This window comes from Streptomyces sp. NPDC050263 (assembly GCF_040655955.1).
Classification (GTDB): Bacteria; Actinomycetota; Actinomycetes; order Streptomycetales; family Streptomycetaceae; genus Streptomyces.
In genome coordinates, this window is sequence record NZ_JBFAKW010000128.1 from 18,212 (window position 1) to 27,031 (window position 8,820).

Consider the following 8,820-nt stretch of genomic DNA (forward strand, 5'->3'; position numbering starts at 1 on the left):
CATCCCCGAGAGGGCAGCCGCACATCCGCCCCCGAGTCCGCCGCCCTCACCCGATGTCCGGCGGATCGATCCGCACCCGCACCCGCGCGGCCTCCTCCCCGCCCCGGGCCATCCGCGCCGCCTGCGCCGCCTTCAGGGCGCCGGCCAGCGCCGCCCCCTTCCCCGGCGGCACCCGGACCAACGCCCGCTCCCACTCGTCCCCGGGTGGCGGCGCGCCCGGCCGCCGAGGCCGCCCCGCAGGGCCGGCCGGCACCGGAACCGGCCCCAGCACCTCCGCCTCCCGAGGCAGTTCGACGGCGCCCAGGAACGCGGCCACCGCCTCCGCCGTCCCCGACACGGACGCCATCCGCGACACCGGCGGGAAGCCCAGCTCGGCCCGCTCTGCGAGCTCGCGCACCGCGTGCCCCACGGGATCCCAGCGCACCAGCGCCTGCACGGGCCGCAGGGTCGGCTCGGCGACGACGACCACGGTCCCCCCGTCGCCCTGCGGCCGGACGAGCGCGGCGGCCGCGATCCAGCGGCGCAGCGCGTCCTCCCCGGCCCGTAGGTCGGGCCGCCCCAGCATGGCCCAGCCGTCCAGCAGCAGCGCGGCCGCGTAGCCGCCCTCGGCGACCGGCTCGGCCCCGGGCGTGGACACGACGAGCGCGGGCGTTCCCGGCACGGTGTCCAACACCTGCTCGCGCCCCGACGTCCGCACAGGGACGGCGGGAAACGCCCGCCCCAGCTCCTCGGCCGTCCGCCGCGCCCCCACGATCTGAGCGCGCAGCCGGAACGACCCGCAGTCGGGGCAGTGCCAGGCACTCTCCTCCCGCCCGCACCACCCGCACCACAGTGCGCCCCCGTCGCGGCCGTCTCGGCCGCCGTCCCGCGCCTCCAGCGGTCCGGAGCAGTGCCGGCACCGGGCGGCGGCGCGACACTGCGCGCACGCCATCCGCGGCACGTACCCCCGCCGGGGCACCTGTACGAGCACCGGGCCGTGCCGCAGCCCTTCGCGGACCGCCTGCCAGGCGAGGGTGGGCAGCCGGGCGGCCCGGGCGGCCTCGTCACGGGCGAGGTCCTGGTCGCCGACGGTCCGCACGAGCGGAGCACTGCGCCGCACCAGCTCCCGCGCGGCGACCAGCGGCCGTGCCCACCCGCTCTCCACGAGCTGGGCGGCCTCCACGGTGCAGCTCCAACCCCCCAGCAGGAAACCGCACTTGTCCTGCGCGGCCCGCAGCAGCAGCACCTCCCGGGCATGGGGCAGCGGCGCGTGCTGCTCGCTGTGGCTGTCGTCCCCGTCGTCCCAGATCGCGACCAGTCCGAGGTTCTGCACCGGCGCGAACATCGCGGCGCGCGTCCCGACGACCGCCCGTACCGACCCGCGCCGCACGGCGAGCCACTCCCGGTACCGCTTCTCGGGCCCGGCGTCCGCCGTGAGCTGCGCATGACGGCCCGCTCCCAGCAGCGCCGTCAGCGCCGCGTCGACCCGTGCGGCGACCCGCCCGTCCGGCACGACGACCAGCGCCCCGCGCCCGGAGGCGAGGGTCGCGGCGACGGCCCGGGCGAGGCCCTCGCTCCACTCGGGCCCGGGCAGCGCGTTCCACACCGCCCGAGGCGCGCCCCCGGAGGCGAGCGACTCGAGAAACGCGCCTCCCCGCTCGTACCGCTCCCAGGTTCCGGCCTCCGGCGCCTGCGGCGGCAAAAGCAGCGCGGGCGACGGCTTCTGCTCGGCGCGTGCGTTGCGCGGCGGCACGGCCAGTTGCAGCACATCGGCCAGGCTTCCCGCGTACCGGTCGGCCACGGCCCGCGCCAGCCCCAGCAGTTCCTCGCCGAGCACCGGTTCGGGCGACACCACCTGGGCGAGCGCGGCGAGCGGCCCGGCGTAGTCCGACGCGGCGAGCCGCTCGACGAGGAACCCGTCGATGAGCCCGCCGCCCTCGCGCCGCCCTTCCCGCACCCGCCCGCGGCCGGCCCCGAACCGCACCCGCACCCGCACGCCCGGCTGCGCGTCGGCGTCCAGCTCGGCCGGTACCGCGTAGTCGAAGTACCGGTCCAGGTGCAGCACGCCCTTGTCGACGAGCACCCGCGCGACCGGCAACTCCTCGGCCAGCGCGGCCCCCCGCCACGTCCGGGGCTTGGCCCGGGGCACCTTGGCCTGCCGCACGCTCTCCCGGATCAGCGCGAGCTGCTCCGGTGGCGCGCCCTCCCCGGCCGCGCCACCGCCCCCCTGCCCGTTCTCGCTGCTCACACCTGCATTCCTACCAAACACCACTGACAGACGCCGAAGCCCGGCCTCCCCGAGGGAGGCCGGGCTCTACGTCGGTGCGGGCTGCGGGCAGTACACACCGTGCCGCCGGTACAGGCGGTGCGGGTGCGGTCCTACAGGCCCGCGGCCTTGCGCAGCGCGTCCACGCGGTCCGTGCGCTCCCAGGTGAAGTCGGGGAGCTCACGGCCGAAGTGGCCGTACGCGGCGGTCTGGGCGTAGATCGGGCGCAGCAGGTCGAGGTCGCGGATGATCGCGGCCGGGCGGAGGTCGAAGACCTCGTCGATGGCCTTCTCGATCTTCTCGGCGTCGACCTTGGCGGTGCCGAAGGTCTCGACGAAGAGACCGACCGGCTCGGCCTTGCCGATCGCGTAGGCGACCTGGACCTCGCAGCGGGCCGCGAGACCGGCCGCCACCACGTTCTTCGCCACCCAGCGCATCGCGTACGCGGCCGAGCGGTCGACCTTGGACGGGTCCTTGCCCGAGAAGGCGCCGCCGCCGTGCCGGGCCATGCCGCCGTAGGTGTCGATGATGATCTTGCGACCGGTGAGGCCGGCGTCGCCCATCGGGCCGCCGATCTCGAAGCGGCCGGTCGGGTTGACCAGCAGACGGTAGTTCTCGGTGTCGAGCTTGATGCCGTCGTCCAGGAGGGCCTTCAGCTCCACCTCCACGACGAACTCGCGGATGTCGGGGGCCAGCAGCGAGTCCAGGTCGATGTCGGACGCGTGCTGCGAGGAGACGACGACGGTGTCCAGACGGACTGCCTTGTCGCCGTCGTACTCGATGGTGACCTGGGTCTTGCCGTCGGGGCGCAGGTAGGGGATGGTCCCGTTCTTGCGGACGTCCGACAGGCGCTTCGACAGCCGGTGCGCGAGGAAGATCGGCAGCGGCATCAGGGTCGGCGTCTCGTCGGAGGCGTAGCCGAACATCAGGCCCTGGTCGCCGGCGCCCTGGCGGTCCAGCTCGTCCTCGTCGCCCTCGACCCGGGACTCGTAGGCGGTGTCGACGCCCTGCGCGATGTCCGGGGACTGGGCGCCGATGGACACCGACACGCCGCAGGAGGCGCCGTCGAAGCCCTTCTTGGAGGAGTCGTAGCCGATCTCGAGGATCTTGTCGCGCACGAGCTGGGGGATCGGCGCGTAGGTCTTGGTGGTGACCTCACCGGCCACATGCACCAGACCGGTCGTGATCAGGGTCTCCACGGCGACCCGGGAGGTCGGGTCCTCGCGCAGCAGGGCATCGAGGATGGTGTCGCTGATCTGGTCAGCGATCTTGTCGGGGTGACCCTCGGTCACAGACTCCGAAGTGAACAGGCGACGGGACACAACGCTCCCTGGGGTTGCAGCGGCTGCTGGCTGATCATTGGCGGACGCGACGGGAGCTGCGCCCGGCGTCGTCCGAGAACAGTTTATCGGTCCTGCCCTGCCACCGGCCCACCTGTCTCGCCTCTCGGGAGCGCTGTGACCTGCGGCACGGGCATTCTGCCGAATGCCGAGCACCCTTGCCAGGGCACCACGCCCCGAATCGAGAGCGGCGGACGGCAACGGCGAAGCGCATCAAACAGTCAGCTCAGTCGCCGCGCCACCAGGTCCCATACGGTTTCGGCCAGGGCTTCCTTGGGGCCGTGTGCCACGGGGGTTTCGCTGCCGTCGGCGCCCAGCACGAGTGCCTCGTTCTCCTCGGAGCCGAAGGTCTTGCGCTCCCCCACCTCGTTCACCACCAGCAGATCGCACCCCTTGCGGCGCAGCTTCGCCCGGCCGTTGGCGAGGACGTCGTCGGTCTCGGCCGCGAAGCCGACGACCACCTGATTGGGGCGCGCCCGGTCGGCCGATATCTCCGCGAGAATGTCCGGATTTCGCACAAGAACGATGGGGTCCGGTTCCTTGCCGTCCTTCTTCTTGATCTTTCCGGCCGCGTAGGTCTGCGGCCGGAAATCGGCCACGGCGGCCGCCATGACGACCGCGTCGGCGTCCGGGGCCGCCTTCAGGACCGCCTCGCGCAGTTGCACGGCGGTGCCGACCTGGACGACGTCGACCCCGGCGGGGTCCGGCAGGCCGGTGTTCGCCGCGATCAGGGTGACCCGGGCGCCGCGGGCGGCGGCGGTGCGGGCGAGGGCGTAGCCCTGCTTGCCGGAGGAGCGGTTGCCGAGGAAGCGGACCGGGTCGAGGGGCTCGCGGGTGCCGCCGGCGCTGACCACGACGTGCCGGCCGGTCAGGTCCGGTTCGCGCACTCCGCGGGCCAGGACGCGGCGGCAGACCTCGAAGATCTCGCCCGGGTCGGGCAGCCGGCCCTTGCCGGTGTCGACGCCGGTGAGGCGGCCGACGGCCGGCTCGATCACGACGGCGCCCCGGCGGCGCAGCGTGGCCACGTTCTCCTGGGTGGCCGGGTGCTCCCACATCTCCGTGTGCATCGCGGGGGCGAAGACGACCGGACAGCGGGCCGTCAGGAGGGTGTTGGTGAGGAGGTCGTCGGCGAGCCCGTGGGCGGCCTTGGCGAGCATGTCGGCGGTGGCCGGGGCGACGACCACCAGGTCGGCGTGCTGGCCGATGCGGACGTGCGGGACCTCGTGGACGTCGTCCCAGACCTCCGTGGAGACGGGGTGGCCGGAGAGGGCGGACCAGGTGGCGGCGCCGACGAAGTGCAGCGCGGAGGCGGTGGGGACGACGCGGACGTCGTGCCCCGACTCCGTCAGTCTGCGCAGCAGTTCGCAGGCCTTGTAGGCGGCGATGCCACCACTGACCCCCAGAACGACCTTCGGCTTGTCCACCGTCTCTCCCCCGTCTCTCCGCGGCTCGGCACCGTACGAGTCCATCACACACCACAGGCCCGGCAGTGGCACTGCCGGGCCTGTGGATAAGTCACACGCGATCTGAAAGTACTACTGCGCGGGGCCCTCGACGGCCTCGGACGTCAGCAGACCGGCGTTGATCTCGCGGAGGGCGATGGAGAGCGGCTTCTCGTGGACGTGGGTGTCCACGAGCGGACCGACGTACTCGAGGAGGCCCTCGCCGAGCTGCGAGTAGTACGCGTTGATCTGGCGGGCCCGCTTGGCCGCGTAGATCACGAGGCTGTACTTCGAGTCGGTGGCCTCGAGGAGCTCGTCGATCGGCGGGTTGATGATGCCCTCGGGCGCGGAGATGGAAGAGGACACGCTCTACCTTCCGATGGATGGGAAAAGATCGGTCGTGATCACAGCGCCGGTGGTTTCAGCACGAGTGATCACACAACATCCACCAAGGCTAGCAGCTCGCGCGCCACGTCCTCGACGGAGGTGTTGACGAGGGTCACGTCGAACTCCGGCTCGGCCGCGAGTTCGATCTTCGCGGCCTCGAGCCGGCGCTCGATCACCTCGGGCGGTTCGGTGCCCCGCCCGGTCAGTCTGCGCACCAGCTCCTCCCAGGAGGGCGGAGCCAGGAACACCAGCTGGGCCTCCGGCATGGACTCGCGGACCTGCCGGGCGCCCTGGAGGTCGATCTCCAGGAGCACCGGCTCGCCCGACTCCAGGCGCTCCAGCACCGCGGTGCGCGGAGTGCCGTAGCGGTTGCCGGCGAACTCGGCCCACTCCAGCAGTTCGCCGTTGGCGATCAGCTTGTCCATCTCCTCGTCGGAGACGAAGAAGTAGTGGACTCCGTGCTGCTCGCCGGGGCGAGGCCTCCGCGTCGTCGCCGACACCGAGAGCCAGGCCTCGGGGTGTTCCTTGCGCATATGGGCGACGACCGTGCTCTTGCCGACCCCGGAGGGGCCGGAGAGCACGGTCAGCCGCGGACGTACGTCCGGGGGCTCGGGGGTCGTCCCCCGGAATGTTGCAGCCATGCAGCGATTATTCCAGCAATCCCGGAGTGCCCGGGACTCCGTTCCCGCAGGACCCGGGAATCAGGAGCCGGTGCTGCCGAACTCCCGCTCCAGGGAGGCGATCTGGTTGGAACCGAGGCCGCGCACGCGGCGGCTCTCGGAGATGCCGAGTCGCTCCATGATCTGCTTGGCGCGGACCTTGCCCACGCCCGGAAGCGACTCCAGGAGGGCGGAGACCTTCATCTTGCCGATGACGTCGTTTTCCTGACCCTGCTTGATGACCTCGTGAAGCGAGGCGCCGGAGTGCTTCAGTCGATTCTTGACCTCGGCCCGCTCCCGGCGAGCCGCGGCGGCCTTTTCGAGCGCGGCTGCGCGCTGTTCGGGGGTAAGGGGCGGAAGAGCCACGCCTACGTCACCTCGGATGTCGAACTGTCGGATACGGACCGGTGAGGAACCTAGTCGCCCCACACCTGGTGAGTTACGAGCAACACGCGCTGCCCGTTCACTCTCCGTCGGAGACTAGCGGCCAACTCCGCCAGAGTCAGCGAGAACCCAGGAAAAGTCCTGGTCAGCCTCCGCAGGGCCGGACATTTAAGACATACTGCCCTGGATTTGAGGATGTATCCAGACTCAAGTCGGCCCAGGGCCGCCCGACCGAGCCCCCGGTCGGGCGGTCGCGGCCCGTCAGGCGGAGGCCACGGCGGCCCGGACCGCTTGCGCGAACCGATCCACCGCGTCACGCAGAGCGACGATGTCGGAACCGTGACGCAGCACACCTCGGCTGACGTTCGGCACGACATTGCGCACCGCGGACCCGAAGACCCGGGGAAGGTCGGCCGGGGTCGCCCCCTGGGCGCCGACGCCGGGCGCGAGGAGCGGGCCGTTGATGTCGAGGTCGTACGTCGAGAGGTCGCCCAGGGTGGCCCCGACGACCGCGCCGAAGGAGCCCAGCGGCTCCTCCCCCACGTTCTCGGCGGCCAGGTGCGCCAGCATCGTCGCGCCGACGTCGCGACCGTCGGCCCGCACCGCGTGCTGGACCTCGCCGCCCTCCGGGTTGGAGGTCAGCGCCAGCACGAACAGTCCGGTGCCGCTCTCGCGGGCCAGGGCCACCGCCGGCGACAGGGACCCGTAGCCGAGGTAGGGCGAGACCGTGAGGGCGTCGGAGAACAACGGGGCGTCCGGCTGCAGGAACGACTCGGCGTACGCGGCCATGGTCGAGCCGATGTCGCCGCGCTTGGCGTCCATCACGACCAGGGCGCCGGCCGCCCGCGCCTCCTGCACCGTCTTCTCCAGGACCGCGACCCCGCGCGAGCCGAACCGCTCGAAGAACGCGCTCTGCGGCTTCAGCAGGGCGACCCGGTCCGCCGTCGCCTCGACGACCGTGCGGCTGAACCGCTCCAGGCCGGCGACGTCGTCGTTCAGACCCCACTCGGCGAGCAGGGAGGCGTGCGGGTCGATGCCGACGCAGAGGGGTCCACGCTCGTCCATGGCACGACGCAGCCGCGCGCCGAAGGGCTCCAGGGTCATGCCGTCTTCCTCACGTCGGCGCCGACCGCGTCGGCGAGAGTGGCGTAGGGGCTCGTCCGCAGCCGGGCGGCCAGGCCCTTGTGGATCGCGCGTCCCCAGAAGGGGCCCTCGTAGATGAAGGCGCTGTACCCCTGGACCAGGGTGGCGCCGGCCAGGATGCGCTGCCAGGCGTCCTCGGCGTCCTCGACGCCGCCGACGCCCACGAGGGTGATGCGGTCGCCCACGCGCGCGTAGAGGCGTCGCAGTACCTCCAGGGAGCGGGCCTTGAGGGGCGCTCCGGACAGCCCGCCGGTCTCCTTCACCAGGGAGGGGTCGGACGTCAGCCCGAGGCCCTCGCGCGCGATGGTGGTGTTCGTGGCGATGATCCCGTCCAGTCCGAGTTCGACGGCCAGGTCGGCGACCGCGTCGACGTCGTCGTCCGCCAGGTCCGGGGCGATCTTCACCAGCAGCGGGACCCGGCGCGTGGTCACCACGCGGTCGGCGGCATCGCGGACGGCGCTCAAGAGGGGGCGCAGCGCCTCCGTGGCCTGGAGGTTGCGCAGCCCCGGCGTGTTCGGCGAGGACACGTTCACGACCAGATAGTCGGCGTACGGCGCGAGCCGCTCGGCGGACTTCACGTAGTCGCCGACGGCCTCCTCCTCGGGGACGACCTTGGTCTTGCCGATGTTCACGCCGACCACGGGCTTGAAGACGGCCGTACGGGAGGCGAGGCGCGCGGCGACGGCGAGCGAGCCCTCGTTGTTGAAGCCCATGCGGTTGATCAGCGCCCGGTCCTTCACGAGCCGGAACAGCCGCTGTTTGGGGTTGCCCGGCTGCGGCTCCCCGGTGACCGTGCCGATCTCGACGTGGTCGAAGCCCAGCATCGACATCCCGTCGATCGCGACCGCGTTCTTGTCGAAGCCGGCGGCGAGCCCGAACGGGCCGTGCATGCGCAGCCCGAAGGCCTCGGTGCGCAGTTCCTCGTAGCGGGGGGCGAGGGCGGCCGCGACGAACGTGCGCAGCACCGGGACGCGGGCGGCGCGCCGGATCCAGCGGAAGGCCAGGTGGTGGGCCTGCTCCGGGTCCATCCGCTTGAAGACGAGATTGAAGAAGATCTTGTACATGGTTCCCTCATGAAGGGCACGAAGAAGGGGACACCGTTTCCTCGGTGTCCCCCTCTTCGGCTGCTAGATGAATGAGTCCAAGGGGTGTCGTTGCGGTCAGTGATCGTAGGCGGTCAGCGACCGTTTGATCGGTTGCCCGGTTTTGTCGTTGTGCCA

8 protein-coding genes are annotated in these 8,820 nt (G+C 72.1%); all 8 read right to left on the reverse strand.

Annotated elements, in window-relative coordinates; translation table 11 throughout:
• Window positions 1-46: 46 nt before the first annotated feature.
• Window positions 47-2,227: a primosomal protein N' gene (locus tag AB0J04_RS37380; RefSeq protein WP_363173075.1), complete on the reverse strand. Its 2,181-nt coding sequence runs from the start codon at window positions 2,225-2,227 to the stop codon at window positions 47-49.
• A 131-nt stretch (window positions 2,228-2,358) separates the two neighbouring features.
• The gene (gene metK / locus AB0J04_RS37385) at window positions 2,359-3,567 is read right to left on the reverse strand and encodes a methionine adenosyltransferase (RefSeq protein WP_351919869.1); all 1,209 of its coding nucleotides are present in this window, start codon (window positions 3,565-3,567) and stop codon (window positions 2,359-2,361) included.
• A gap of 239 nt (window positions 3,568-3,806) precedes the next feature.
• A complete protein-coding gene (gene coaBC / locus AB0J04_RS37390) occupies window positions 3,807-5,009 on the reverse strand; it encodes a bifunctional phosphopantothenoylcysteine decarboxylase/phosphopantothenate--cysteine ligase CoaBC (RefSeq protein WP_363173076.1) in 1,203 nt (400 codons plus the stop codon).
• 111 nt (window positions 5,010-5,120) lie between these two features.
• Window positions 5,121-5,393, reverse strand: coding sequence for a DNA-directed RNA polymerase subunit omega (gene rpoZ, locus AB0J04_RS37395; RefSeq protein ID WP_003988945.1), 273 nt, complete (start codon window positions 5,391-5,393; stop codon window positions 5,121-5,123).
• 68 nt (window positions 5,394-5,461) lie between these two features.
• Window positions 5,462-6,055 (reverse strand): guanylate kinase, encoded by a 594-nt coding sequence (gene gmk, locus AB0J04_RS37400; RefSeq protein WP_363173077.1) that lies wholly within the window; start codon window positions 6,053-6,055, stop codon window positions 5,462-5,464.
• A 60-nt stretch (window positions 6,056-6,115) separates the two neighbouring features.
• Window positions 6,116-6,439, reverse strand: a complete 324-nt coding sequence (locus AB0J04_RS37405) for an integration host factor (RefSeq protein WP_003977346.1) — start codon at window positions 6,437-6,439, stop codon at window positions 6,116-6,118.
• Window positions 6,440-6,718: 279 nt separating this feature from the next.
• Entirely contained in the window at window positions 6,719-7,561 is an 843-nt protein-coding gene (pyrF, locus tag AB0J04_RS37410; RefSeq protein ID WP_363173078.1) for an orotidine-5'-phosphate decarboxylase, read from the reverse strand.
• Entirely contained in the window at window positions 7,558-8,664 is a 1,107-nt protein-coding gene (locus AB0J04_RS37415) for a quinone-dependent dihydroorotate dehydrogenase (RefSeq protein ID WP_363173079.1), read from the reverse strand. The genes pyrF and AB0J04_RS37415 overlap by 4 nt, the downstream gene beginning before the upstream one ends.
• Window positions 8,665-8,820 lie beyond the last annotated feature (156 nt).

Bases quoted from the DNA above. Each gene is read 5' to 3' on its own strand.
- gmk (WP_363173077.1), bottom strand. From the start codon at position 6,055: ATGGCTGCAACATTCCGGGGGACGACCCCCGAGCCCCCGGACGTACGT.
- pyrF (WP_363173078.1), bottom strand. From the start codon at position 7,561: ATGACCCTGGAGCCCTTCGGCGCGCGGCTGCGTCGTGCCATGGACGAG.
- AB0J04_RS37415 (WP_363173079.1), bottom strand. From the start codon at position 8,664: ATGTACAAGATCTTCTTCAATCTCGTCTTCAAGCGGATGGACCCGGAG.